Consider the following 25,303-nt stretch of genomic DNA (forward strand, 5'->3'; position numbering starts at 1 on the left):
GGTTTCAAGGGCGGCCTTCGGCCGTCGCGTCCCCCACCATCTGCCTGTGACCGCCTTCGAGCCGTATGCGTGATTATCTCGCAGGACGGTCCGATGCCCGGACCTCGAGCTGATGCTGCTTCGTGTTCGTTCGCGTTCGAATGGTAACGATGGTTGTGGGGTTTCCTCGGAGTCTTTGTCCGTTAACCCGTACAATTGGCCTATAGGTGAGCATGAGGGAGCATCAGCCGCTATCTACGCCCGCAGGAGTGCGGATGATGAGAAAAGGGGGCGTTCCGTCGGTGAACAGGAGACGGCTGGGCGTGCCGATTGCACCGCGCACAGGTGGTCGATCAAGGATGTGTACTGTGATGACGGGTACGGGGCGTCCCGGTTTTCGGGGAAGCAGCGCAACGAGTGGGCGCGCCTGTTAGAGGATCTTTCCGCGGGTCAGTTCGACCTGTTGTGGATCTGGGAGACCAGCCGGGGTGACCGTGAGTTGGAACGGTGGGCGCGGCTGCTCAACGTGTGCCGGAGCCGGGGTGTGTTGATCCATGTGTACACGCACGGCCGTACCTACGATGTGGGGAACGCCCGTGACTGGCGTGCGCTTGCTGAGGACGGGGTGGATAACGCCTACGAGTCGGAGAAGATCAGTTTGCGGGTGCGTCGGTCGATGGCCGCGAACGACCACTATGTAGCCCGGCGGGTCTATCAGGGGCAGGTGTACGCCGGGGTGTGGCCGCCGTTGGTCGAGGAGGAGACGTTCGCCGCCGCCCAGCGGGTACTCACCGATCCCGCCCGGCACCGTACCCGTCCGGGGAAGGCCCGGTGGCTGCTGTCGTGGGTGGCGCACTGTGACGTGTGCGGGGAGCCGGTGGAGGTCCGGGCGTTGCCCCGCCGTCCCGGCCGGGTGTACGGGTGCCGACGCGGACACGCCTATATCGACAGGGAAGCGTTGGACGAGGTGATTATCGCGATGGTGTGCGTGCGGCTTGTCCAGCCCGACGTCTACGCCACGTTGAGCGCTCAGCCCGATGATGCCGCTGTCGTCCAGGCCCGCGAGCAGGTGCAGACGTTGAAGGCCCGCCTGGAGGAGTACTACGCCAGCGCCGCCGCCGGACGGCTGTCCCCGACCGGTCTGATCAAAATGGAGGAACAGCTACTCCCGATGATCGCCGAGGCGGAACAGGCCGCCGCCGCCCTCACCCTCCCGAGCGCACTGCGTGGGTTCGTGCCCGACAGCGGCGTGACCGACGTCGCCGACATGCGCGCCCGGTGGGACGCGCTGTCCCTGCCCGCCCAAAAGGATGTTCTACGGACCCTGTTCGAGCGGATCACGATCCGTCGGGCGACGATCCGGGGGCGTGGTACCGCGTTCGACCCCGACCGGGTGGACGCCCCGTGGCGCACCCCCGACAGCAGCCCGGCCCCCACCGTCTGATGACCCTGTTCCCGTCGGCCCGGCATCGCCCGGGTCGGGCCGACCCCAACCGATCCGACCGGATGCCGGCTGTCCCCGTCGGAACACGAACGCCAACCGTGTCAACTGTTCATCGCTGAGAGGAGGAGCCGCCGCTACCCGCTGTGCGATCCACCGTGCCACCCGCGCGTCTCCCACCACCCCCAGCCGGTGATCTTTCCCGGTGGTGGTAGCCCACCCGCCCACCCCAGCTGTGGTCGCTGTGGTCGCTGTCGTCGGTGTCGGTGTTGTCCTTGCCTGGCATCGCCGGCACCTTTACTGCGACAAACATGCGGAAGGGAGCTCATTTCCTGGCCACGGCCAGGTGCCTGGATCGTCATCCCGGGCGCGGGCGGCGATCTCGGCCAGCCATTGTTCGACACCGAACCCGGCATGCCCCGACGATCAATCCACGACCGAGCGATCTCCACCCACCGCATCCTGACCGCCGCCGTCGCCGCCCTCGATCCCACCGACCATGAAGCCATCGGCCTCATGCTCTGCCTATGGCCCCGCACCCGCCGCCTGACCCCCGAGCAGCGCCGCGCCCAGGCCGCCGACCTCTACGGCATCCAACCCGAGACCTTCCGCCGGCCCACCCACGAGGGACACCTACTCCTCAACCTCGCCATCGAGCTCTACCAACGCATCCGCGACCGACACGAACGGCGCCGAACCCTCCCCATGACCGAGGAAGACGGCGCCGCCTGAGCTGAACTTGTTACCGGGGGTCACATCTCTATGACTTCACGCTTGTTCGATATAGATCGTCCTGCACCACATTGCGTTACTTACGGGAAGCCGTGCCGCAGCGGCCCGATGCAGCATGCACTAGGCGCCGCCCACGCCCACGAGCATTCGACCGGTAGTCGCGTCTCCATGAACCGTTTATCAACACAGGTCACGAACACGCCAACGGCGGCCCCGAACCCGCCGGCCAAGGGGGAAAGGGTCGGACACGTTCAGGGCCGCCAGCTCGACACGGCCACCGCCTACAGCAGCGCGGAGTCTTCTCTCGCCGCCAGGACCAGTGCGAGAAAGTGCACCTCCCACACCTCGATCAGCGAGACCACCTTGTGATCACGCACGCGCACCCGATGCATCGTGACCGTCACCCCATCCGGGATCACGTCCGGATTTGGCTTCGACCCCGCCATCACGACCCGGGACAAGTCACCCGTGGTAAGTCTCTGCCGCCGCAGCCGGATCCCCACCGCCCAGGCCACCCGCGACGCCATCAGCGCGGTGAACCGGCGATGCAGCACCACCAGCCCCACAGGAGCAAGCTGCGCAATCCCGATGCTTGCCCCCACCATGACGTCCTCGTCCACCTGCATGTGATCCGACAGCAACATCTGCTGGGCCTCGCTGTCCGCCTCCAACGGCTCAGGCAGGAGACCGAGGATCAGACCGTCACACGGCCGAGGCAGGAACTCAGGAAGCTGCCCGGCATCGAACTCCCAGCCCGCCGCCGTTGCCGCCCCCGCCCCGCTCACCACCGCTCCAGTCCCGGATGCAGACTAAGGCCGGTCACAGGGTCGCGCTCATTCCCAGGCCCAGAAACGGCAGCGCCCGGTACCCCGCAGTCGGAATCCCCCGCTTCCAGGCGTATCGGGCCAGCGTCGGAAGATCCGTAAACGGGGCCACCACTTGAACCCCGGCACTACGAGCGCCCACACCCCCGACGGAGTGATCACATCCCGCACGTTTACCATCTGCACGAGGCCAGTACTCATACCCGTCGTCGTCATCCCACCACCACTCCTCACCCTCTCCAGCGTCATCTTCGAATCGATCATCTCGGAAATAGTCGACAGCCACTGGACTCCCTGACACGCAGATCATAATTTCCGGCAATAGCGCCCTACTTTGCATCGGCGCGAAAAAGCTGCTCGAATGCATTCGGGCCGTAACGGTCCTCCAGCCAGGCATATACCTCGGCATGATCGCCGCTTATTGTTCCTCTGATGATTGCATCGTGTAAGTCTTGTTGGTCGCCGCCGCCGATTTCGGTCAGAAAAGTTTCGTAGCGAAAATTCACCACTCGTTCGTAGGAGGCCATAGCGGCCAGGTATAGACTACGATTTTCGGCGCCGGCAGGTTCCGTCAGTGATGCGAGGCTGCTTCGGTCAGTGCCCGAGAGCTGGCCTGTGGCATCGCGGAACGCCAAGCCATCGAACGGGGTGTGCCCAGCTTCCAGGTTGTACTTCGCCGCGACTTGGCGGACGACGGCACGGGCTTCACGGTCAACAGCGCCTTCCGTCACAATTCCCAGATTGCGGGTCGTCCGTGAACCCGGCCGGTCGCAGGCTGAGTAGGATGCTCCGTTCGGGTCCCGCCGGTTCAGACCGTAGCGAATGCGAGTCAGCGTGTCGTTATGCAGCGTATACACGCGGAAGCTGCCGTAGTGTAGGCAGTCGTGCGCGTATGTGCGCAGCAAGTCGAGCGCCGTTAGTGTCGTTTGCTCGTGGTCAGGCGCGGCCAGGTGGCCATATCTGGTCACCACTGCACCCAGCTGGACGTGCCGGTACCCCTGCTGGGGATAGTGGAAACCACCAAAGGAAGAAGCGTCGGTGGAACGAATTCCAACCCATACCCGATCGACGGGAAGGGTGCCGAGTAAACCGAAGCCCCTGAAACGCTGGGAGAGATCCGCTACACCCGCGTAAAAGATCTCCTGTAACCGGCGGTCGCGCCAGCCATCGACAACCCAATGCAGAAGCGAGAAACTAAGGTTGGGGTGATGGCCAGTGAAGGTTACGGATGCCCTGGCGAATGCAAGCCGCTGCATCGCTTCCGCACGGGATTCCAAGTCGCCCGAAACATGTTCGTTCGGACCCAGGAATGTCGGCGTCAACGACCTCTGAATCGGCCAGGTCAGCGTGTCTTCTGTATCAGGGTTCGGTGTGACTCCAGCAGACCTTCCGGAAGGCGGTCCATTGCGAACCACTGTGCCTCCAGGACTTCAAACGAGGCGATTTTGATATCTCCTCCGATGAGGTCTGCCGTGTAGGCAACCTCTACTCGCAGGCGATACCCGCTTTTCAGATTAACCAGATCACGAACGCGGACCCTCAGCCCTGTTTCCTCCAGGACTTCCCGGACAACCGTATTCTCGAAGGTCTCCGACCGCTTCGCATACCCGGTCGGAAGTCCCCACTGTCGATCCTCTGGCCACAAGCGATGACGAAGGACCAACACGCGACCCTCGTCATCCTTCACAATTCCGCTCACACCGACCATGAATGTTGCATGCCACAGCCAGAGCACACGCCACTGCACCGAACCGCGTAGCGCCCGCCAAGCCATGGCCGCAATTCTCTTCATGACTCTTTTCCTTCCATCGGTGTGTCCGGCCGGCACATCAAGTGACCCGGCGATGATGCACTACAGTCCGAGGAGGGGCGCGGAGGGACGGCGATGTCATCGGCATCGTCCGGCCCAACGGTCCCCCCATTCCGTCAGACACCCAACCTCCTCTGATCACGATTGCAAAGCGACAGCCCCGGGCAGAGCAGCGGACAGGGTGTGTGGCCCGACACGATCTAGCTCCACCCGAAGCCGTCTAGCACGCGTGGCCCCGGCCATCGGATCCGAGGTACACCGCGCCCGCCGCAGGTGCAGCGCCAGCCGAGGACCTGATGTCAGCTCGACTGGAGCCGCCATCCCATCGTGGCGCAACGCTCCGCGTCTAATCCAGGACGGTTAGAGGGGAGCATTGAGGGGCTGATTGGGGGGCGGATGCCCGGGATGGCCGCCCCGCCGGGAAACGACCAGCGCGCCGAGAATGAGGAGCCTCACCGTTCCATGAGATGATCAGCCCATGAGCACCACGCGAAGGCAGGGGCCGTGACCGAGCCGAACCACCAACTACGAGGCGCTCGGGAACGCATCGAGTCACCGCACGCGCCCGGTCAGCCGCTGTCCCGCGTCGAGCTGGCAGACCTCGTCAACGAAGCAGTCTTCCGTGCCACTGGCCGCACAACTGCGGTAGACGATCATTACATCGGAAAGCTGGAACGAGGGGCTATCCACTGGCCGCAGGCGGACTACCGAACTGCGCTCCGAAGCATCCTGCGGACGCCCACCGACACCGCCTTGGGCTTTCGCCGCCCGCGTCGCACACGCAGTCGACCAGCGGATGGGACCATCCCCTCAGCGGCCCTCAGCCCGCCCGGCACAAGCCTTTCCGCAGGTTGGAGAGTTGATGATCATGTGTACCGGAAGCTAGGTTCAACGACCAGGTCAGCCGGGAACCTCCCGGCTGACCTGGATCTCCTAGACGAGTGGTCGGCCATGCTACGTAGAGAGCTACTCACTCAAGGGGCGGCGGCCCTCACCGCCCTCACTCACCTTGAGTCATACCTGTCCGCGCTCGACGCCGATCCAGTTTCAAAGATATCAGTATTGCGATCGGTAGTCACAGCGCAACGCCGCCGCGAAGGCTCACTACCCGCCCGCGACCTCGCCGGAATCGTAGTCGAACACCTACGTCTCCTCAGTGCAGTGGGAAAGAATACGCGTGACCCGGCAGCAAAGCAACTTTCAGCCGAGGCACTCAGTGAGGGATTCGGATTCCTGGCATGGCTCGCGTGGGACATGTGGGAGATCGGCTCGGCGCAACGCTATTACCATGCCGCGGTCCGCATGGCCCGTCAGTCCCAGCACCCGACTCTTCCGGCCTACATGCTCGGCAGCACTGCCGTCTTCATCGCCAAATCCGGCAATCCCCAGCGCGCATTGGACCTCGTAGACCAAGCCCTAGAATCTCTTCGCCCACACGCCAACGACACCATCAACGCTTGGTTGTACTCGACAGCTGCCACGACTTACGCGATCGCACAGCAGGCGACGCAAACATGGCGCTATCTTGACATGGCTCAAGAAGCCGCGATGCGGATCAGTCAGGACGACAGCCCACCCTGGCCATGGATCATGCGGTTCAGTGACGAAAAACTAGCAGGCTACCGACTCGCAGCCGCAGTCGATCTTCGCGACCCCGTCGCAGCGTTGAACTCGGCACCACTCGCGACAAGAGTACAAGCTCACAGCGCGCAGCACGCCCTCAACCTATTGGCACATGCCGATGCGTACGCGATGAGAAGAGAATACGACCAAAGTGCCACAATAGCTCTCGCTGCTCTCGAAGCCGCATCAACCAAGACTTCGCAGCGAGTTATGCGCGCAGCTTGGAGGACCCGTCAGCGATTGCCCGCGCAACCACACATCGCGCCAGTTCAACAACTCGATATCCGACTTCGCGAACTGGATCCACTCGACATCTGAGAGGAAATCGATGACTCGCGTCGGAATCACCGGCCACCGTGGCCTAACTTCGGAAATAGAATCATATGTCGACCGAGAAATCCGCACGTACCTCCATCAGGTAAGTAATTCTAACCTCATCGGAATCAGCTGCCTTGCGGACGGAGCGGACACCCTATTCGCCGAAGCTGTCCTGGACCTCGGAGGACGGCTGATCGTTATAGTGCCCGCACGGACATACCGCGACAACCTATCTCCAGAACATCATCCGATCTACGACCGCCTATATAGCCGGGCAGAGGAAATCCGCCAGCTGAGCTATCAAGAATCCGAGTCCCAAGCGCACATGCACGCGAGCCGCGTACTCGTAGATCAATCTGACCAGCTCATCGCTGTCTGGGATGGGCAGCCCAGCAGAGGCCCAGGCGGAACGGCCGATGTCGTCGAGTACGCCCGCTCCCACGGCCATGCGGTACGAATCATCTGGCCAGCGGGAGTTACCCGACCTTGACCACGCGCACCAGCCGAAGTGTCGGCCGGGTGTCGGCCGGGTGTCAGCCGAAGATCGTCGCAAACTTTCTCCACGGTTTCAAGGGCGGCCTTCGGCCGCCGCATGGTCCACGCCACGCACGCCGCGCAACGGGCAGACCCCGACGGTGCGCCGCGCGCCGAGCCTAGGGGCTCGGAGCGTCGCCCCGCCACCCGCCCGGCGCGTCGGCGTGTCGCGTCTCCCGCCGTCTGCCTGTGACCGTCCTTATAACCGTATCCGCCTTTGCTGCGGACGATCCGCGCGATCCTGGTTGTCCTTCTCGCGTCAAAGTCCCTCTCCGGAGCCTGTCTGGCGGCTGCCGGTCGTTGCGGGGTTTTCCCGTGGGCTCCGCCCCCGACCCCGGCCCTCTCTCCGGAGGAGAGGGGGAGGTGCGCGGGTCCGCTGATCGCCTCCGCCGGCCGGACACCCGGAGGGCTACCCCGGAACCTCCCCACCGCTCAAGGGTCGCACGGGTGACGATCGGTGCGTGTTGACCCGGCGCCCCTTGCCCGGCAGGGAGAACCCGGGGTAGGGCGCAGCCTGCCCGACCGACGGAGGAGATCAGCTCAGACAGAGGTCCGTGAAAAGATCACACTCGTAACGCGAACGGCCGGTGACCCGTTCGTGGGTCACCGGCCGTTCGCCCTGAGGTATCCGGCTCTACGCCCGCCGAGCCCATCGGGCCACGATCCCACCGGCGGCAGCGATGACCGCCTCAGGGTCGCAGTACGCCAACCCGTACACGAGGGACGGCCCGTGCACCCGGAACGCGTCGGTGGCAAGGATCGCCCGAAACGCCCGCTCATACTCGGTCGGCGGGACACCCGCCACAGCCGGATCGATCGCCGGCACCCAGCCCGAGGCAGGCGACGCCCCGCGCGGGGACGGTCGCACCGGCACACCGTCCGGCCCGGTGGGCATCGCCCGGAACGTCAGGACCACCGCAGGGTCCGCTGGAGTGACCGGCCGATGATCGGTGTAGACGATGCTGGGCAGCGTGGCCGTTGCGTCCACCAGGTCGTGCAGGTCCGCACCCGGGGAAACCGTCAGCTCGTAAACCTCCCGGACGTTGTGCCGGACCGTCACGAAACGCCGAGGTTCGTACGGGTCACGCCATGGGCTATCGCCGGACGGCGGGATGATGGGCATGGGTCACCGCTCCTGTCTACGCAGGTGTTGTGATCAAGGTCCGGAGTCGTGTTGCAGCACCACTCCGGACCGCCGCGCCAACCTTTGTGGTTGGCCACCCCCAAGAGTAGAGGCGCGGTTTGGGTTGGGCAATACCATTACCGGCATGTCCGAGGATCAGCTGTGGACCACTGGCGACATTGCCGCCCGGCTCAAAATCACCAGCGAGCGCGCCCGCCAGCTCACCCACCGCTCGGACTTCCCCCCGCCCGCGCAGACCGTCCGCCATATCCGCGCGTGGCGCGTGGCCGACGTCGAGACATGGATAACGAGGCACCGGCCGAAGCAGGCCGAGCAGCGCGAAGCACAGTAGATCAAAGATCGTGGGTGATCAGCCGCATCCCTCGCCCGTCAAGCGCTACGGGTTCCCCAAGCGATAAAGGTTTGTGACGCAGGTCACTACGGGTTAACGGACCAGAACTGGGGCTCCGCCCCCCGTCCCCGGCCCTGCGTCTGGAGGTGAGGGGGAGGTGCGCGGGTCCGCTGATCGCCTCCGCCGGCCGGACACCCGAAGGCCTACCCCGGAACCTCCCCACCGGTCAAGGAGCACACAGCCACGATCGGTGAAGGTGGGAGCGGCGCCCCTTGCCCGGCCGGGAGAACCCGGGGTAGAGCAAGCTTGCCCGACCGGCTCTCGTTCACTCACACCGTCAGCATCGTCCGGCGCCAGGTCGTGCGCCGGGCGATTTTCCCCCTCCGCCGGACCGCCCGGGTCCTGGCCGTGGTGACCGCTGAGATCACCGAACACGTCCTACCGGAACGTCACCGCTCCAACCCCCGCGTCGTCCGCCGCGCCAAGCGCACCCCGTTTTCCGCCAAGAAGCCGGTCGACAAGCACCTCACGGGACCGCCACCCACCGTCGTCACAATCCTGACCAGAACCTAAAGTTCCTGGTATTGGGCCGGACCCAGGCGGGCGGTGAATCATCCCGGGCAGGGGTCGGAGTAGGACAGCCGAGGCACCCACCGCGACCATTCCTGCGGGCTGAGCCGGAAGCGCGGATCCGCACAGGCGATCCCGGCAAGCGTCCCCGGATCGGTCGACAGCACCCGTAGACCGCCGTCCTCCCCACCTACCGCGAACGCGTGCCCCTCGCCCGACACGACGAGACGGCTCACCGCGTTGCCCGCGGAGGTGGGGTTCGCGGATGTGGGGTTCGCGGCTGGGAACCGGATGAGCTGGATGGGCTGGATGGGCTGTGCGGTAAGTGGTGCGCCGGCGTCCCACACCATGACGGTTCCGCCTGCGTCCGCCGACACCAGCAGGCCGTCCGCTCCGAACCCGGCACCGGTCACCCGGTCGTCGTGCGCGGTGAGGACGCCCGCGGCCAGCGGTCTGGCCGGATCGGACAGGTCCCACAGCCGCAGCGTGTGATCGTCGCCGCCGGTCACGGCAAGCCGTCCGTCCTGGCTGAAGGCCACCGTCACGACCGCGCCCACATGGCCGGTCATGGTCGCGACCTGGCGTGGTTGTCGCCGGTCCGTCAGATCCCACAGCCGCACGGTCTCGTTGAGGGCCGCGGTGGCCAGCAGCCGGCCGTCCGGACGCAGCGCGAGGTCGGCGACCAGCCCGCCCCGGTTCGGCAGGAAGGTCAGCAGCGCGGGACGGTGCGGATCGCCGACGTCCCAGAGCCCGACCGTCCCGTCCGCGCCTGCCGTGACCAGCAGCTTCCCGGATTCGTCGAGCGCGAGCCGGACGACCGGGCTGATGTGGCCGTTCAGTTGGCTCAGCTGCCCGGCCCCGCCGGGGGCGGCGACCTCCCACATCCGGGCGGACGTGTCCGCGGCACCGACCGCGAACAGACGACCGTCAGCACCGAGCGTGACACCGGTGGCCTGCCCGGTGGCAGCCGGGCTGATTTCGGACGACAGAGTCGGCTTGCGGCGGTCGGTCAGATCCCAGAGCCTGAGCCGCCCGTCGGCATCGACCTCGGCGAGGGTCCGCCCGCGGGCGTCCCAGGCGGCGTCGAGCACTTTCGCGCCACGCTGCGGCAGGAGCACCACCGATGAGGTGACAAAGGAGGAGAGCATGGCGCGGCGCGCCTCGGGTGTGGGCGAGATCCGGAACGCGGCAACGGCAAGCCGGCCGGCGAGCGTCGGATCACCCGGCCGGTTCGCATCTGCCCGCGCGGCGACCTGTCGGGAGACCGCGGCCCGGTTTGCATCGCTTGCGCCATCCCTGCCGGGCAGGACGGTGAGGGCTAGCACGGACGCGGTCGCGACAGCAGCCACGAGGCCACCCAGCAGGACAAGCCTGCGGCGGTGACGGCCTGCCGCCCGAGCCGGGGACGGCGTGTCGGGTTGCCGGGTGCGGGGTCGGACGGCCGGGCCGGGAGCCGGCCACCGTGCCGTCGAGGATGGCGGTGACACGGATGGCGCCGGCGATACCAGCGGATATGGCGAGACCGGTGGCGACACCCGCGGATCTGACGGGGCGAGCCCGATGGTGCCGCCGTTGTCGCCGCTGCCGTCATCGGCAGGTGGGGTCCGGGTGAGCAGGGGGCGCCGAGGCGACCGGCCGGTTCCCGCCGGGCCTTTGGAACTTGCGGAACGTTTCGGGCTCCTGGAACTCTTCGAACCCGTCGACCGGGCCGGTGTCGCGGTGGCCGGGTTCGTGGCGTCCGCGCTGCCCATCAGGACGGCGCGCAGCGAGTCGGCGCTCGGACGCTGCGCGGGATCCTTACACATGGCCTGTGCGACCAGTTCACGCAGGTCGTCGGGGATGCCGTCGAGACGTGGCTCATCGTGGATGATCCGGTAGAGGACCGCTTCGGTCGGCCCGTCGCCCCACGCCGAGCGGCCGGTCCCGGCGTAGATGACGATGCTGCCCCAGGCGAACACGTCCACGGCCGGGGTGACGGGCTCGTCGAGGATCTGTTCGGGTGCCATGTATCCGGGCGTGCCGATCGGCTGTGCGCCGACATGGCTGATATTGGTGAGAACGTTCGACGACCGGGCCAGTCCGAAGTCGATCACCTTGGGTCCGACGGGCGAGAGCAGGACGTTGGACGGGGTGAGGTCGCGGTGGATGATCCCGGCCGAGTGGATGGCGCTCAGTGCGGTCGCGACGCTCAGGGCGAGATGTTCCAGGTCGGCCGGGCGCAGCGGGCCGCGGGCGTTGACCAGTTTGGAAAGCGTCGGTCCCTCGACGAATTCGGTGACCAGGTAGGGCTGGGGGCCGTCGGGGTCGGCGTCAAGGACGGCGGCGGTGGCGAACCGTTTCACCTTGCGTGCGCTGTCGGCCTCGCGGCGGAACCGGGCGCGGAACTCGGGGTGCTCGGCGAGTTCCGGGCGGATCACTTTGATCGCTACCCACTGGCCGTCCTGGCGGGAGGCGAGGAAGACCGCACCCATTCCGCCCTGCCCGAGGCGGCCCGCGATGCGGTAGGGCCCAAGTTGGCGAGGGTCCTCAGGCCGCAGCGGAGCCATGACATTGCCTGACACGGGCGGCGGTGTCGTTCCCGGCACGACTGCACCCCCCGGAACCGATCCGATCTCGATGTCACCGTACGCCACGCTTACGGTATTGCGGCCATCCGTTGCTGGATCGACAAGGTGGCGCCACCGATGCCCATGGGTGTGATCAGATTGCCGAGTGCGGTCAGTTTGGCGGGAACAGCCTGGTAATAGGCCCACACGCCTCGTTTCTCACGGATGAGCAGGCCGGCGTCGACGAGCACCTTGAGGTGGTGGCTGATCGTGGGCTGGGTGAGTTCGAGCGGTTCGGTCAGTTCGCAGACGCACGCCTCGCCGCCCTCGTGGGCGTAGATCAGTGAGAGCAGTCGAAGGCGGGTCGGGTCGGCGATGGCTTTGAGTAGTCCGGCGAGCTGGACGGCGGCTTCGGCGGAGAGAGGCTCACGGGTGAGCGGGGTGCAGCACGCCCCGTCCGCGCTCGGGGACGCATCCTCCCCGGACCCCCCTGACTCCGCGGAGCGGGCGCTGGTGGGGGCGGTCATGGATCCAGCATGCCGCACCTATTGACAGCCGTCTATGTCCGGGGTGATGCTCGGCGCCATCGGTAGATAGACGGCGGTCGATGTCTTGATGGTGATCACGATGGCCCGGGTGCAGTTGGCATTGAACGTCTCGGATGTGGACGCGGCGGTGGATTTCTACTCGAAGCTGTTCGGGGTGGAGCCGGCGAAGCGGCGTCCGGGGTATGCGAACTTCGCCGTTGACGTTCCGCCGCTGAAGCTGGTCCTGATCGAAAATCCGCAGGCTCGCGGGTCGGGTGTGGCCGGTGCGCTCAACCACCTCGGCGTCGAGGTCGAGTCCACCGAGCAGGTGCACGCGGCGACCGCGTGGCTGGCCGAGCAGGGGCTGGCGACCGCGACCGAACAGGCCACGACCTGCTGTTACGCGGTGCAGGACAAGGTGTGGGTGGATGACCCGGACGGGGCGCCATGGGAGGTCTACACCGTCCTCGGCGATGCCGAGCAGGGCGTGGCCACCGAACCGCGGGCCACCGAACCGCGGGCCACCGAACCGCGGGCCGTTGACCCCGACGTGCCCGGGTCGGCGTGCGCCTGCGGGCCCGCGGGCTGTGGGCCGGAGGCCACCGCCGTCGGGGCGGGGACGCCGGAGCTGCTGACCCTCACCACATCCGCCGCCCGGTGACCGCAGGGCGGATACCGCCGCTGGCGCGGCGGCTCGCGGCGGAAGCGGTCGGCAGCATGCTGCTGGCCGCCCTGGTGATCGGCTCGGGGATCGCCGCCCAGCAGCTCAGCACCGATGTGGGCCTACAGCTGGCGGAGAACGCGGCGGTGACGGCCGCCGGCCTGTTCGCGATCATCCTGATGGTCGGGCCGGTCTCCGGCGCCCACTTCAACCCCGTCGTCTCCGCCGTGGACGCGGTGTTCGGCGGGTTGTCCTGGCGGGATGCCGCCGCCTACCTGCCGGCACAGGTCGCCGGCTGCATGGCCGGGGCGGTACTCGCCAACCTGATGTTCGACCGGGCGGCGGTCTCGATCTCGACCCATCACCGCGCGTCCGGGCCACACCTGCTGTCCGAGGTGGTGGCGACCGCCGGCCTGTTGCTGGTCATCTTCGCCCTGGCCCGGTCCGGCCGGGGCGACCGCGCCCCGGCGGCGGTCGGTGCCTACATCGGTGCGGCGTACTGGTTCACCAGCTCCACCAGCTTCGCGAACCCGGCGATCACCATCGGCCGGATGTTCTCGAACAGTTTCGCCGGGATCGCCCCCGCATCGGCCCCGGGTTTCATCGCAGCCCAGCTCGTCGGGGGTCTGGTCGGGGTCGGGGCGATCGGCCTGTTCTACCCCGGACTGAGCCCGGCGGCCGCCGCCGACGTCGTGGTAGGCCACGCCGTTGCCGGCGAGGCGAACGGGCACCGCCGGTCCACGTCCACGTCCACGTCCGTTGGCTGAAGGAGCGTCTGTGTCCACCATTCCCGAGGTGCTGTTTGTCTGCGTCCACAACGCCGGCCGTTCCCAGATGGCCGCCGCGCTCCTGGACCACCATGGCGCCGGTCGGGTATCCGTCCGCTCGGCCGGCTCCGCCCCCGCAGCCGAGATCAACCCAGCCGTCCGGGCGGTCATGGAAGAGATCGGCATCGACCTGTCCAAGGAGTTCCCCAAGCCGCTCACCGACGATGCGGTCCGCGCCGCCGACGTTGTCATCACCATGGGCTGCGGTGACGCCTGCCCCGTCCACCCCGGCAAGCGCTACCTTGTCTGGGACCTCGACGACCCCGCGGGCAAAGCCCCCGACCAGGTCCGACCGATCCGTGACGACATCGACGCCCGGGTCCGCGCCCTGCTCGCCGAGCTCGTCCCGGTGGGCGCCTGAGCGAGATTCCGGCCCGACCCTCGCGGCGTCCTTGGCTTTCTTCACCCATTTTCCCAACGTCATCTCGTGGACGCTGATGTTCCGGGCGACCTCGGTGACCGGGAGATGATTTCCCGCTCCTCGATTTTCAACAGCTCGCGCAGGGCCATCCACCATCCAGTCTGTCGACGTTGCCGAGATCATCCTATCGGAGCGTCGCTACGACCATTTGAACCCGCGAAGAGATTTTCTTCTTCGACGATCTGGAGACGATCACCGCGGAGTCTCAGCCCGGTTGCGGGGACGATAACCCGTATCGGTAGACCCACACGGAGGGCGCTTCCGAAGCACGCCTTGCGGTCGGGGCGCCCTCCTGCATGTCGATAGTCACGCTAGGATGATCATATGGTGACGACAAAAATCGAGTGGGACGACGTGGACGATGATGTCCGGAAGGCTGTCGAGATACACAGTGGTGTGATTCTAAAAGCAGAGACGGCGCAGGATGGTTTTAATTCACAGATCGCCGCAGTCGTCCAGACTACCACGGGAAAAGTCTTTGTGAAGGGGCTTGGTACCGACCATCCCCGTGTCTGGACACAGCATGTGGAAGCGGCCGTCAACCCGTACGTTCGCGAAGTAGCTCCTGGCCTCCTCTGGCATGCCGAGACCGCCCGGTGGAACCTTCTTGGATTCGAGTATGTCCATGGTCGTCGCGCCGACTACTCGCCAGACTCCGAAGACCTTGTGAAGATTTCCGAAAGCCTCCGACGGCTTCAGAAAATGCCGTGCCCGGACCTTCCGCTGAAAAGAGCCGAGCAAAGATGGTCAGCCTACGTCGATGACCCCTCGGCGTTTGCGGGCGATTACCTTCTCCATACGGATTACAATCCCGAGAATGTCCTGGTCGCAGATCGGACGCACCTGGTCGATTGGGCATGGTCTACCAAGGGCACGGGCTGGATCGACCCGGGCTGCTGGGTTATCTGGCTGATGGCAGCCGGCGACCACAGTGCCGAGAGCGCCGAAGCATGGGCCGCGCGGATCCCCTCCTGGAATACAGCACCCCAAGATGCGGTCAATGCCTTCGCCGAGGCTAACGCCAAGCTCTGGGCAGAGATCGTCCAGGTTGACCCGAATCCGTGGACAGCCCGTATGGCGACGGCGGCGGAACGCTGGTCGCACTACCGCATCTCATGACTCGCATACCGCAGCCGCAGAAGGGTTCAGATCTCCCATGGGACGTGGATTGCTTGGGTATGGGGCACGATGATCGTTCCGGCGTGGAGTCGTATCGGCGGGTTGAGGAGCTGCACTGCCGCTTGCTTGATCAGATCGGCGATGTGGGTAGCGTCGGTAAGGCAGCTGATGGTGGTGATGGCCTCCCAATGTGTGACCGGGAGGTGGAGCGTTTACGTGCTGCACTTGTCCCTGGAGACCACCGCACCCGTCCTGCTCCGCGCCGGGATCTGGTCCCTGCATCCGTTCACCCACCCCGGCATGATCCAGCTCGGGGAATGGCTGCCCATGCACTGGCGCGAGCTCAAACAGCTCCAACGCCGCCAACTTGCACGCGCTCGGCCTGAATGACGACGTCACCCACCCGGTCGAACGCGAGTCCTTCGCCGAGGTCGTCCAGCACACGCTCACCACTCACGCCCAACCCCTGTTCACCCGGATGCTGCGCGAGGGCTCCGCCCTGTTCGACACCGACTTGGTCGACCCCGACGCCCTGCGCCAGGCCGTGCTGTATGTCCGCGACGGCCACTACCATGAACACAACGACGCGCAACTCCTCGAAGTCATCGACTTTCACCTCGCCGCAGCGGCGTTCCTGTAGCGGCAACGGAATCCGACGTCATAGCCCCCGCTGTACAGCAGCCACCTTTTGTTTGTGGATGCCGCCCGGTCCACCGCCCACCAGGCCATCAGTGTCTCCGGCTTGAACTCCTGGAACTTCGGATCGGTCACCGACGTATACAGGTAGTACGCGGACTCGGCCAGTTCCGTCGGCGTCCAGCCCCAAGGCGGGGTCTCCTCCTGCACCATCGTACAGCCCACGATCCGGTCACCATCCTCCTCCAGTACCCACATCGTGCCGTCGGTGTTCTCCGCCTGCGCCGCCACATCGTCCGCGCTGTCCCGCCAACTCGGCAAACCGCGTTCCTCCAACCAGACGCAACGGCTACGAATTATAGCCGCGACCGCGGGCACATCGGCGTTCGTAGCCAGCCGCATCGCGAACATCAGAAGCCTCCACAGGTAGATAAGGGAAAACGAGACTCCAGGCGGAACGGCCAATTGCAACCAGACCCCGAACATCGTAGCGCTACGGCTGGCCGCCTACCGGCGTTCCGATCCGCCTTACTGCGAGTTTCGATGCGGCCGGCACCTGTGGCTCTCAACATGGGGCTGTAGGGACAATGAGTTTAATTCCGATTCAGCCTGGCCACGATGTCATGACTACCAGGCCGTGATGAGATCGTCCGGGCCGACCGATCGCAGCGGCAGATCCGGGGTGACACCGCTGCGGCTCACGGCGAGCAGTGCGGTTGCCCGGTCAACCCCGGGCACTGCCGCGGTATCGCGGATCAGAGCGGCATGGTCGTGATGGTCGAAAGGTTTCACGACGTGCCATTTGATGCTCCCGGCGAACAGGATCCGGGTGGCGGCACCGTCGCGGTCGGCACCGACGATGTCTATTTCGGGATTGTTCTGGCGGTTCCACCATCCGCCGACCGCTTCTACCTCCGGCCAACCGAGTTCCGGGGCGATTCGCAGCAGAGCCTTGCGGATCAACGGCTCAACGGCGCGACCGCGCCAGGCCGTCCAGGATCGCTGGACTCTGCGCAGCAGCAGGTCGGTACGTCCACGTTCGACGAGAGGCAGGCCTGCCTGCAGAAAAGCCAGGTAAAACCTCAGGTAAGGGTCGGCGATGCGGTAGCGGCGGTCCTTCTCGGAGGGCTTGGTCGACAACGGCGTGTCGGTGGAGATCACACGTTTGGTTTCCAGGAGACGCAATGCGTTGGTCAGGGAACTGGCTGCGATCGGCGCGATCCCGCTTGATGTTCTGGCGCGGACGCCGCTCCAGGTGCGTTCGCCATTACCGATCGCGGCGAGCACGGTACGGGCCTGCAACTGGGCGGGGAATTCCGCGGCCAGCGAGCGTTCCCCGGAAACCAGCAGTGCCGAGGTCGGATTGGCCAACGAGGTGGCCAGAAATTCTTCGAGCGACTGCCCGGGGTTCCACTCCTGACAGATCAGTGGCAGGCCGCCGGTGACAAGGTGGGCATCGATCGCATCGGCCGCCCTCAGACCGATCATGGAGCCGACCTCGGCGGGATTCAACGCGGGCAGCACCATTACCGTGCCACGTTGGTGGAATGGGCGCCGATAATCGTCAAGACGTTCCATCATGGCCAGATCCGAACCAATGAGCACAAACAGGACCGGCTTGCGTGCCAGCATTGTGTCCCAGGCTGTCTGCAGTACGCCTTCCAGCGCCGGATCGGATTCGATCAGCCAGGGTAGCTCGTCGATCACCACGATGCTTGCGGTGTCATCGGGCAGCGCGGCAGCGAGCTGCCGGAACAACGATATCCACGTCGGCAACACCATGCCGTCGGTGAACAGGTCCCGGCTCGGCAGCTCCGAATCGACAACGGACGCGGCGAAGACCGTCCGTTCGGCCGCAGGCTTGGCTCCCTGCGTGGCCTGGAAGAACACCGATGGCACCCCGGCCCGTTCACAGAACACCTGGACCAGCCGTGACTTGCCGACACGGCGCCGGCCCCGCAGCAGCACCGCCACACCCGGAAGATCACGCCGTCCAGTGCGTACCGTCCCGAGCAGCGCATCAAGTTGCGCCAGCTCCGCGGACCGGCCGACGAACCCGCTCGACGTCATCAGAAGCTCCACTCGTCTGAACTACAGTTGAGTGTAGTTCAGACGAGTGGAGTTACCTGCTCGGCTGTGGCGGGCGGACCGGGACTGAAACCAGAGAGCCCACGGGCGGATCAGGGCCGGCGGGTCGGAAGCATCACGATCTCGGCGACGGTGGTGCGGGCCGGCAGCATCAGCACCGCTGTCACCATCTCGGCCACGTCCTGCGGCGCCATGAGTGTGTCGGAAGGCCAGGCCCGGCCCTCGGATCGGAAAACCCGTTGCTGCATGGGGGTTGCCGTCCGGCCGGGCATCAGGGTGCACACGCGGACACCGGCGTCCGCGACCTCGCCGCGCAGGCTGTCGGCGATCGCACGCAGCGCATGCTTGGTGGCCGCATACTGGCCGATCCCGGGGCCGGCGGAACGGCCCTGGGTCGAGTTGACGAAGACGATGTCCCCGCGGGACCGTACAAGATCCGGTAGTAGGAGCTGGGTGAGGGCGTAGGGTGCGCGGACGTTCACCGCGTACTGATGGTCGAGATCGCTGATGTCCGCGTCCGCCATGGGTGCCCGATGGTGGGTACCGGCCGAGTGGACCAGGATCGACAGGCTGCCGAGTCGCTGCCGGACGGTCGCGGCAAGGTCGGCGCGTCCGTCGGAGTCGGTGATGTCAGCCGGGTGGACGTGCAGATGAGCCGCGGCGCTGCCGGCATCCTTCCGGACCGCGTCCAGCGCGCCCCGGTCCCGGCCGGTCGCGACGACCGAGGCGCCGGCCGCGGCCAGGCGCAGCGCGATGGCCCGCCCGATGCCGCTGGACGCTCCGGTGACCAGCGCCGCGCGACCGGTCAGCTGTGGTTTCGGTGCTGGTACCGCTGCGAAGGTCATGTGAACCCACCTGTAGTGTCAGGCGCTTGTTGTGCTGGCTTTGGATTTTTTGGCGCTCTTAGAGCGAGGCCGGGGCCTGGTGCAGAGGTCAGGATTTGGTGAAGACGAGCAGAACTTCCATGGTCCCGTTATCCTCGGTCTTGATCCCGCCGAAGCTCGGGTTGCTGACGTTGTAGTCGGCGAACACGATCGGGATCTGTCCGCTGATCTTGATTTGCACGCCGGACCGCTGGGTGTCGAGGGAAATCGTGACGGTCTTGGTGACGCCGTGCAGAGTGAGGTCACCGGTCGCCTGGTAGGTCTTTGTCACCCCGGCCGCGGGCACCGACCCGAGGTCGATCGGCTTGGTCAGCGTGAAGGTGGCTGTCGGGTACTTGGACGTCTCCATGATCCGGCCGTGGAACTGGCCGTCCCGTTGCGACTGGTCACTCGCGACGGTTGTCATGTCCACGGTGAAGTTTGCGGACTCGACGGTCGTACCTGAGACGACCATCTTCCCGGTGACGCCCGAGGTCCGACCGACGGCGGTGGTGGCCTGCCCGAAGAGGACCTCCTTGACGCGGTAGCCGGCCTGTGAACCGGTTCCGACCGCCCAGGCGCCGTCAGCGGATACGGCCGTGGTTCCAGCGGTGTCGGAGGCAGCCTGGGTGGACTGTGAGTTGACCGACAGCTTGGCCGGCGGATCACCTTCGATGAAGTTGATGTAAACGAACGGCCCCCCGACCAGGAGCGCGACCACCACGATCCCGCCGATGATCGCACCCTTCAGCCACCGGGGGCGTTCCCTCCCGGACGGACTCGGCTGGTTCGTCTCCTGGGTGGCGTCGGCTGTCATGAATTACTCCTTGTAATCAGATCCTGTGTCCGCGCCCGGTACGTCTGCACCGACGACTGGCACAGGACGGATGTTGCACGGGCAACGTTAGGAAATCCTGAACGTGATCCGTAGGCACGGTGTGATCAGTGTGTCACCCGTCTTGACCGTGGTCCGTCGTGCCCGGAGCGGGTGGGCCCGCGAGGGTTGGCCTCATCGCTCCGTGAACCAGCCGCGGGCCGCCGAGTCGGGCGGGGGAACGTCGAGTCAGGCGGGGGGAGCGCTGAGCGCCCGAAGATCGGCCTGCATCTGGTCGATCTCGATCGCCTGGTTGATGACCATCGCCCGGGCCAGTGCCCGTACCTGCGGCTCCTGCGCACGGGCCGCGGCCTCCTGCGCCATCGTGATCCCGCCGCGGTGGTGGCGGATCATGAGGGTGAGAAACAGTGTGTCCAGGTCCCGCCCCTGCGCAGCGGAAAGCCGCGTGAGCTCTGCGTCGGTAGCCATGCCGGGCATGGCTACCGGCGAAGCCGCAGACCCGGCCACGGACGAGGTCACGGACGCCGACCCGTCGTGGTCGGCATGGCCGGACTGGTCACTGTGATCGGCGTGACCGTGACCGTGATCGCGCATCCACCGCATCGGCGGGTCGCTGGAAACCTGCGGCAGGCCCCACCCGGTCAGCCATGCGGACATGACACCGATCTCCCGCTGCTGGGTGAGCGCGATGTCCTGGGCGACGCCACGCTGCGTCACGTCCGCGCCGCCGCGGAACTCGACCATCGCCATCTGGACGGCCTGGGCGTGATGGGTGGACATGTCACGGGCGAAACCGGCGTCCACGGATCCCTCAGCAGGCGGACGGTTGACAAGGCCACGCAGGCCCGCGCCGGCGGCCAGCAGGATGACGACCACGGCCAGCGCCGCCGGCGCCCAGCGGAGCCGGCGGCGCAGCCTCACCCCGACCGCCGTGCCGGTCACCGCCGTGCCGGTCACTTCGCTGCTCTCGTCGGCCAACGGTGTCAGACCTGCATCTGAGAGTTGAACACGAATGTCCGTTTGCCCACCTGTACCCGGGTACCGGGTACCAGCGGAGCCGGCTCGTGCGGGTTCAGCGGGGTCCACACGGTCGCCTCGGGCGGGGCGATGTAGGTGCCGTTCGCCGAGCCCTGGTCGGCGATGACAGCGTCCCACCCGCTGAGCGTGATGACCGCGTGGACGCGGGAGACCGCGCTCTCCCCGTCCTCGACCATCAGCGGACGTGCGCGGCCGGCTCGGACGGCGTCGTCACGGTCCGGCTGCCGACCGATCACCAGGTCCTTGTCGACGTTGACGGTCAGCCCGTCATCGAAAACGATCACCCCGATGGTCGGCCGGGGACCCCACACGCTGCGACCGGTCTGCTGGGCCAGCGACAGCCCGCACTCGGTGCAGTAGGGAGCGGTCGGGTGGTTGAAGTGACTGTTGGCACAGAGGATGCCTTCGACCTGTGCTTCGGCCTGGTTCGGCAGCATCGTCGGAGCATCCTGGTCGTCGAACAGGTCGGCGACGTCGAAACCGCGGCCGGGAAGCTCGGTGATGGCCTCGCTCTCGGTATCCTCCGCGTGCGCGGCCGAGCCGCGGCCGGCGAGTTCGGTCGGCGGGTCCTCGTCGGCGGCGGTGAGGCTGGCGAAGTCCGCGGCCTGGGTGGGCTGGACGGCGGCGCGCAGGCGGGCGTCGTCGTCGATGTCCTGGCCGTTCAACGGCGCCAACGCCGGCGGTGCCGTCGACATCGAGGACATCGAGGGCGCGGAGTCGGCGGCTGGACCTGTCGATGGGCCACCGGCCGCGGATGGGATCGGTGCGGCTGCGGTCATCGGGTCGCGAGGCCCACCAAAGCCGGCCAGGAACTGCTCCTCGGTGCCCTTGGGCATGGGCGGTACGGGCGCGCCGGAGGGCACCAGCGTTGCTCCGATGCCGGGGACCGCTCCGATCCGTAGGTCAAGCGGGAAGGCGTCGTCGTCGGGACTGCCCGCGGCTCCGACGATGCCACCAGGTCCGAGGGTGCCGGCCGGGCCGACGTCGAGGCGGCCGAGCTCGGCGGGCAGCAGGCGGTCCACCCAGGTGGCCGACTCGGCGCCGGAGAGGGTCAACGAGGTCGGGCCGTGGGCGGCCACCTCCATCGAACCGTGGATCAGCGCGGCCAGCCGGTCGTTGACACCGGCGAGCAGAGCGAAGTCGGGCACGGCCTCCGGGTCGGCGTCCGCGAGCAGCCCCGCGACCCGGCGCACCAGCCTGCGGCCGGTGGTCGACGCCGGCCCGGTATCGCCTACCACCTCGGCGCACAGCGCCAGCAGCGTCTTGGCCACCTCGTACGTCTCGGGACGCCCGGTGCGCGCGACGACGAGAACGCCTGGCAGGCGGACCACCACCCCGGCTTCGGCCCCGCGTCCGGTCGCCACCACGACTCGGAAACCGTCAAGTCCCGCCATCGTCGCGCCCCTCGTCCCTCGTTCATCGTCCTGTACCCACCTATCCTGCCGGTGGATCGGGCACGCGTCAGCAACCTGTCGGCTACGGATGAAGTTTCAGGCGTCCCCGGGGCCTCCGCAGGCGCGGGCGATCAGCCGAGGGTTCTGTCCAGATGCAGCGCGGCGCTGATCAGGGCGAGGTGGGTGAACGCCTGTGGGAAGTTGCCCAGTGCCTCACCGGACGGCCCGATCTCCTCAGCGTAGAGGCCGACGTGGTTGGCGTAGGTCAGCATCTTCTCGAACACCAACCGTGCCTCGCTGACCCGGCCGGCGCGGGTGAGCGCCTCGACGTACCAGAAGGAGCACAGGTTGAAGGTACCTTCGTCGCCGTCCAGACCGTCGCTTCCGTCCGCGGCGTAACGGCGTACCAGGCTGTCGCTGACGAGCTCCTCACCGAAGCGGTCGAGGGTCGACAGGAAACGCGGGTCGGTGGGCCCGGAGAACTTGACCAGAGGCATGCACAGCAGGGACGCATCCAGCCGGGGCGACCCGGGATGCTCCATGTAGGCGCCTCGGGCCGGGTCCCATGCCGAGTTCTGGACGAAGTTGTACGCGCGACCGGCGTGCTCCTTCCATTTGTTGGTGGGCCCGGGCAGGCCCCGCTGCCGGGAGATGCGGCACGCGCGCTCGAATGCCACCCAGGTCATCAGTGCCGAGTAGGTGAAGCGCTGCCGGCCGCCCCGGGTCTCCCAGATTCCCTCGTCCGGCTCCTCCCAGTGTCCGGCGAGCCAGTCCAGCTGGCGGGAAAGGGCCTCCCAGAGCTGGAAGGAAATGGGCGCGGCGAGTTTGTTGTAGAGGTACACCGAGTCCATGAGCTCGCCGTAGATGTCGAGTTGGAGCTGCCCGGCGGCGCCGTTGCCGATGCGCACCGGCTTCGAGTCGCGGTAGCCGCTGAGATGGTCGAGCACGATCTCGTCGAGGTCGGCGTTGCCGTCCACGCTGTAGAGGACGTGGAGCCCCTTGCCGGCCGGGACCTCGTGACAGCGCTGCTCCAACCAGTCCATGAAGGCCGCGGCCTCGTCGGTGAACCCGAGCGTCATCAGGGCGTATGTGGTAAAAGCGGCATCGCGGATCCAGGTGTAGCGGTAGTCCCAGTTGCGGATGCCGCCGAGTTCCTCCGGCAGCGAGGTGGTGGGCGCGGCGACCAGTGCCCCGGTGGGCCGGTAGACCAGCAGCTTGAGGACGAGCGCGGAGCGGTGCACCATCTCCCGCCAGCGTCCGTGGTAGCGGCTGCGGCGCAGCCAGTTCTGCCAGTAGGCGAGGGTCCGGTTGAACAGCCGCTCCGCCTCGCCTGACACCAGCGGTCGGATGGGGGTGTTCCACTCGAGGACGACGTCCGCGGTTTCGCCCATGTCGAGCGCGAATGCTGCCGTGACACCGCCGCTGTCCGCGACAAGAGGCACCGCTGTACGCAGGGTGAGGGTGCCGACGGGGGAGTCGAACACCGCTCCCTGGCCGTCGACAACCGTCACGGTATGCGAGGAACGTCCGTAGTCGAAGCGCGGGTGACAGCGCAGCGAGAACTCGGCCCGCCCGCGTACGGCCCTGGCCTGGCGGACGATCACATGTGGTGCCTCGGTCACGTCGCTGTCGACGGGGACCATGAAGTCGACGAGTTCCCCGACGGCCTGCGGTGCGAGGAAGCGGGTCATCAAGACGTTGGAGTCCGGCAGGTAGAGCTGCTTGGCACGGGAACCGGGACAGTGGATGCGGAAGGCCCCGCCGCGGTCTGCGTCGAGCAGGCTCGCGAACACCGAGGGCCCGTCGAAGCGCTGGGGGCAGTACCAGTCGATGGTGCCGTCGGTCGCGACGAGTGCCACCGTGCGCAGATCGCCGATGACCGCGTGCTCCTCGATCGGGGGATAGCCGGTGCCGGGGGGATGGCCGGTGTCGCGCATGGATGGTCTCCGGATGGGCTGCCGATAGGTCGTCCGCCGCGGCGGTTCCGCGAACGTACGTCCCGTTACCAGCCTATGAACTTCAACTGGGTGAAGTGTCGGATGATGCATGGCCCCGGCGGAGTCCGCCTTGGATCTGTGACGGTGCGTGTAAGTGGGCGCGTACCGGACTCCATGGCCGGGTGCCGGTGTTCGCTGCCGTCCATATCACATTACGATCACGCCATGCCCGCGCAGAGACCCACGGCGGAAGACGGACGTGGCGGGCTCGTTATGTTCGCCAGAGGCGATCGGGTGTCCCCGGCGGATGATCTCGGTGGTGGGGTCTGGTCGCGCCGTGGGACCGTCCTGGCGGTGCATCTGGCACCCCGTCGTGAGTCCGGGCCCGGCGAGGACAGGGTGCGGGTCGAGGCGGCGGCATGGGTGCCGCCGACATCGGCTCGGGCAACCGTGCTGTGGGACGACGGTACCGCGGAGATCATTGCGGAAGACCGGCTGTTCATGGTCTATGACCAGGAGGAGCCGATCGGCATCCAGGTCGTCACCGTGGCCATGACGCAGCCCGTCGACGTCGTCCAGCACGGCGGGCACGTCGTCCTGGTACTGCGAGAGGGTCTGTTGCCCCCGGGCGAGATCTCGCATCTGCGAGACAAGCTGCGTAGGGTCCGGGCGTCAATGGCGCCGGAGAACTCCGACGGCCGTTCGCCGGCGGAGACCCGCCGGCGTGACCTGGACCTGCTACGGGCTCTCATCGCCCAACTGACTGGTCAGTAGGAGCGTTCCCGGGAGCTGACGGATCGTGAGGCCTGAGGGCTTCACGATCCGTCAGGATGTCGAGTAGGGACCCGGGCGTACGGCCGGGCCGCCGTAGGAGCTGCCGTTGAGGCTGCCCCGGGGCGGTTGTTCCGTCATGGCCTGACTGACCTTGGATGCGATGGCTTCGGTCAGCCGGATCGCCTGCGTGAGCGACAGGTTGAGCACGATCTCGCTGTCATCGGTCATCGCGAAGCGCACCGACACGTCCGCCATGGTCGTTCCTTTCCTCCTGCGTCGGCGGCGAGAAGCCGCGGTTGGTCCTCAACGATCCCTGATCGTGTCATCGGGT

Annotated in this window: 26 protein-coding genes; 12 read left to right on the top strand and 14 right to left on the bottom strand. The window is 66.7% G+C overall.

Features of this window, described 5'->3' with window-relative positions:
- Positions 1-112 precede the first annotated feature (112 nt).
- On the top strand, positions 113-1,423 hold the full coding sequence (locus NBW77_RS14645) for a recombinase family protein (protein ID WP_250279885.1): 1,311 nt from the start codon (positions 113-115) through the stop codon (positions 1,421-1,423).
- Positions 1,424-1,834: 411 nt separating this feature from the next.
- Entirely contained in the window at positions 1,835-2,152 is a 318-nt protein-coding gene (locus NBW77_RS14650) for a hypothetical protein (RefSeq protein WP_131745259.1), read from the top strand.
- A 281-nt stretch (positions 2,153-2,433) separates the two neighbouring features.
- On the opposite strand, the gene NBW77_RS14655 is transcribed toward NBW77_RS14650, so the two are convergent.
- The 3 genes from NBW77_RS14655 to NBW77_RS14665 all read right to left on the bottom strand — a co-directional run bounded on the left by NBW77_RS14655 (position 2,434) and on the right by NBW77_RS14665 (position 4,768).
- Positions 2,434-2,937, bottom strand: coding sequence for a hypothetical protein (locus tag NBW77_RS14655; RefSeq protein ID WP_131745260.1), 504 nt, complete (start codon positions 2,935-2,937; stop codon positions 2,434-2,436).
- A 368-nt stretch (positions 2,938-3,305) separates the two neighbouring features.
- Positions 3,306-4,298: a hypothetical protein gene (locus tag NBW77_RS14660; RefSeq protein ID WP_131745261.1), complete on the bottom strand. Its 993-nt coding sequence runs from the start codon at positions 4,296-4,298 to the stop codon at positions 3,306-3,308.
- A gap of 20 nt (positions 4,299-4,318) precedes the next feature.
- Positions 4,319-4,768 (bottom strand): NUDIX domain-containing protein, encoded by a 450-nt coding sequence (locus NBW77_RS14665; protein WP_131745262.1) that lies wholly within the window; start codon positions 4,766-4,768, stop codon positions 4,319-4,321.
- Between the two features lie 522 nt (positions 4,769-5,290).
- On the opposite strand from NBW77_RS14665, the gene NBW77_RS14670 reads away from it, so the two are divergent.
- Positions 5,291-6,727, top strand: a complete 1,437-nt coding sequence (locus tag NBW77_RS14670; protein ID WP_502799489.1) for an NsdA family TPR-like regulatory protein — start codon at positions 5,291-5,293, stop codon at positions 6,725-6,727.
- A gap of 1,168 nt (positions 6,728-7,895) precedes the next feature.
- On the opposite strand, the gene NBW77_RS14675 is transcribed toward NBW77_RS14670, so the two are convergent.
- Positions 7,896-8,384, bottom strand: coding sequence for a hypothetical protein (locus tag NBW77_RS14675; RefSeq protein WP_175324633.1), 489 nt, complete (start codon positions 8,382-8,384; stop codon positions 7,896-7,898).
- Positions 8,385-8,508: 124 nt separating this feature from the next.
- Between NBW77_RS14675 and NBW77_RS14680 the strand changes: the two genes are divergently transcribed.
- The gene (locus NBW77_RS14680; RefSeq protein ID WP_349817020.1) at positions 8,509-8,736 is read left to right on the top strand and encodes a DNA-binding protein; all 228 of its coding nucleotides are present in this window, start codon (positions 8,509-8,511) and stop codon (positions 8,734-8,736) included.
- Between the two features lie 306 nt (positions 8,737-9,042).
- Positions 9,043-9,309 carry a hypothetical protein gene (locus NBW77_RS14685; RefSeq protein ID WP_250279892.1) on the top strand — a complete coding sequence of 89 codons (267 nt, stop codon included), beginning with the start codon at positions 9,043-9,045 and terminating at the stop codon, positions 9,307-9,309.
- 38 nt (positions 9,310-9,347) lie between these two features.
- On the opposite strand, the gene NBW77_RS14690 is transcribed toward NBW77_RS14685, so the two are convergent.
- Both NBW77_RS14690 and NBW77_RS14695 read right to left on the bottom strand, forming a co-directional pair.
- Positions 9,348-11,867, bottom strand: coding sequence for a WD40 repeat domain-containing serine/threonine protein kinase (locus NBW77_RS14690; protein WP_250279886.1), 2,520 nt, complete (start codon positions 11,865-11,867; stop codon positions 9,348-9,350).
- A 74-nt stretch (positions 11,868-11,941) separates the two neighbouring features.
- Positions 11,942-12,379: an ArsR/SmtB family transcription factor gene (locus NBW77_RS14695; RefSeq protein WP_131745266.1), complete on the bottom strand. Its 438-nt coding sequence runs from the start codon at positions 12,377-12,379 to the stop codon at positions 11,942-11,944.
- A 100-nt stretch (positions 12,380-12,479) separates the two neighbouring features.
- On the opposite strand from NBW77_RS14695, the gene NBW77_RS14700 reads away from it, so the two are divergent.
- From NBW77_RS14700 to NBW77_RS14725, 6 genes are all read left to right on the top strand, one after another.
- On the top strand, positions 12,480-13,040 hold the full coding sequence (locus NBW77_RS14700; protein WP_131745284.1) for an ArsI/CadI family heavy metal resistance metalloenzyme: 561 nt from the start codon (positions 12,480-12,482) through the stop codon (positions 13,038-13,040).
- Between the two features lie 56 nt (positions 13,041-13,096).
- Positions 13,097-13,807 (top strand): aquaporin, encoded by a 711-nt coding sequence (locus NBW77_RS14705; RefSeq protein WP_131745285.1) that lies wholly within the window; start codon positions 13,097-13,099, stop codon positions 13,805-13,807.
- A 10-nt stretch (positions 13,808-13,817) separates the two neighbouring features.
- Positions 13,818-14,228 carry an arsenate reductase ArsC gene (locus tag NBW77_RS14710; RefSeq protein ID WP_131745267.1) on the top strand — a complete coding sequence of 137 codons (411 nt, stop codon included), beginning with the start codon at positions 13,818-13,820 and terminating at the stop codon, positions 14,226-14,228.
- Positions 14,229-14,612: 384 nt separating this feature from the next.
- A complete protein-coding gene (locus NBW77_RS14715) occupies positions 14,613-15,407 on the top strand; it encodes an aminoglycoside phosphotransferase (protein WP_131745268.1) in 795 nt (264 codons plus the stop codon).
- A gap of 216 nt (positions 15,408-15,623) precedes the next feature.
- Positions 15,624-15,797 carry a hypothetical protein gene (locus NBW77_RS14720; protein WP_207386813.1) on the top strand — a complete coding sequence of 58 codons (174 nt, stop codon included), beginning with the start codon at positions 15,624-15,626 and terminating at the stop codon, positions 15,795-15,797.
- A complete protein-coding gene (locus NBW77_RS14725; RefSeq protein WP_207386814.1) occupies positions 15,775-16,047 on the top strand; it encodes a hypothetical protein in 273 nt (90 codons plus the stop codon). The genes NBW77_RS14720 and NBW77_RS14725 overlap by 23 nt, the downstream gene beginning before the upstream one ends.
- Here NBW77_RS14725 and NBW77_RS14730 read toward each other — a convergent pair.
- The 7 genes from NBW77_RS14730 to NBW77_RS14760 form a co-directional block, all read right to left on the bottom strand.
- Positions 16,020-16,454, bottom strand: coding sequence for a GNAT family N-acetyltransferase (locus tag NBW77_RS14730; protein ID WP_175324634.1), 435 nt, complete (start codon positions 16,452-16,454; stop codon positions 16,020-16,022). The genes NBW77_RS14725 and NBW77_RS14730 overlap by 28 nt on opposite strands.
- 216 nt (positions 16,455-16,670) lie before the next feature.
- Entirely contained in the window at positions 16,671-18,113 is a 1,443-nt protein-coding gene (locus NBW77_RS14735) for an ATP-binding protein (protein WP_131745269.1), read from the bottom strand.
- 110 nt (positions 18,114-18,223) lie between these two features.
- Positions 18,224-18,976 (bottom strand): SDR family oxidoreductase, encoded by a 753-nt coding sequence (locus NBW77_RS14740; protein WP_131745270.1) that lies wholly within the window; start codon positions 18,974-18,976, stop codon positions 18,224-18,226.
- An 88-nt stretch (positions 18,977-19,064) separates the two neighbouring features.
- On the bottom strand, positions 19,065-19,811 hold the full coding sequence (locus NBW77_RS14745; protein WP_131745271.1) for a YceI family protein: 747 nt from the start codon (positions 19,809-19,811) through the stop codon (positions 19,065-19,067).
- Between the two features lie 246 nt (positions 19,812-20,057).
- Positions 20,058-20,786, bottom strand: coding sequence for a DUF305 domain-containing protein (locus tag NBW77_RS14750; RefSeq protein ID WP_250279887.1), 729 nt, complete (start codon positions 20,784-20,786; stop codon positions 20,058-20,060).
- 26 nt (positions 20,787-20,812) lie between these two features.
- A complete protein-coding gene (locus NBW77_RS14755; protein ID WP_250279888.1) occupies positions 20,813-22,261 on the bottom strand; it encodes an FHA domain-containing protein in 1,449 nt (482 codons plus the stop codon).
- A 131-nt stretch (positions 22,262-22,392) separates the two neighbouring features.
- A complete protein-coding gene (locus NBW77_RS14760; protein WP_131745273.1) occupies positions 22,393-24,198 on the bottom strand; it encodes a glycoside hydrolase family 15 protein in 1,806 nt (601 codons plus the stop codon).
- Positions 24,199-24,423: 225 nt separating this feature from the next.
- On the opposite strand from NBW77_RS14760, the gene NBW77_RS14765 reads away from it, so the two are divergent.
- The gene (locus tag NBW77_RS14765) at positions 24,424-24,972 is read left to right on the top strand and encodes a hypothetical protein (RefSeq protein WP_131745274.1); all 549 of its coding nucleotides are present in this window, start codon (positions 24,424-24,426) and stop codon (positions 24,970-24,972) included.
- A 51-nt stretch (positions 24,973-25,023) separates the two neighbouring features.
- On the opposite strand, the gene NBW77_RS14770 is transcribed toward NBW77_RS14765, so the two are convergent.
- The gene (locus NBW77_RS14770; protein WP_131745275.1) at positions 25,024-25,227 is read right to left on the bottom strand and encodes a hypothetical protein; all 204 of its coding nucleotides are present in this window, start codon (positions 25,225-25,227) and stop codon (positions 25,024-25,026) included.
- Positions 25,228-25,303: the final 76 nt, after the last annotated feature.

The organism is Frankia sp. Cppng1_Ct_nod, from assembly GCF_920656135.1.
Taxonomy (GTDB): Bacteria; Actinomycetota; Actinomycetes; order Frankiales; family Frankiaceae; genus Protofrankia; species Protofrankia meridionalis.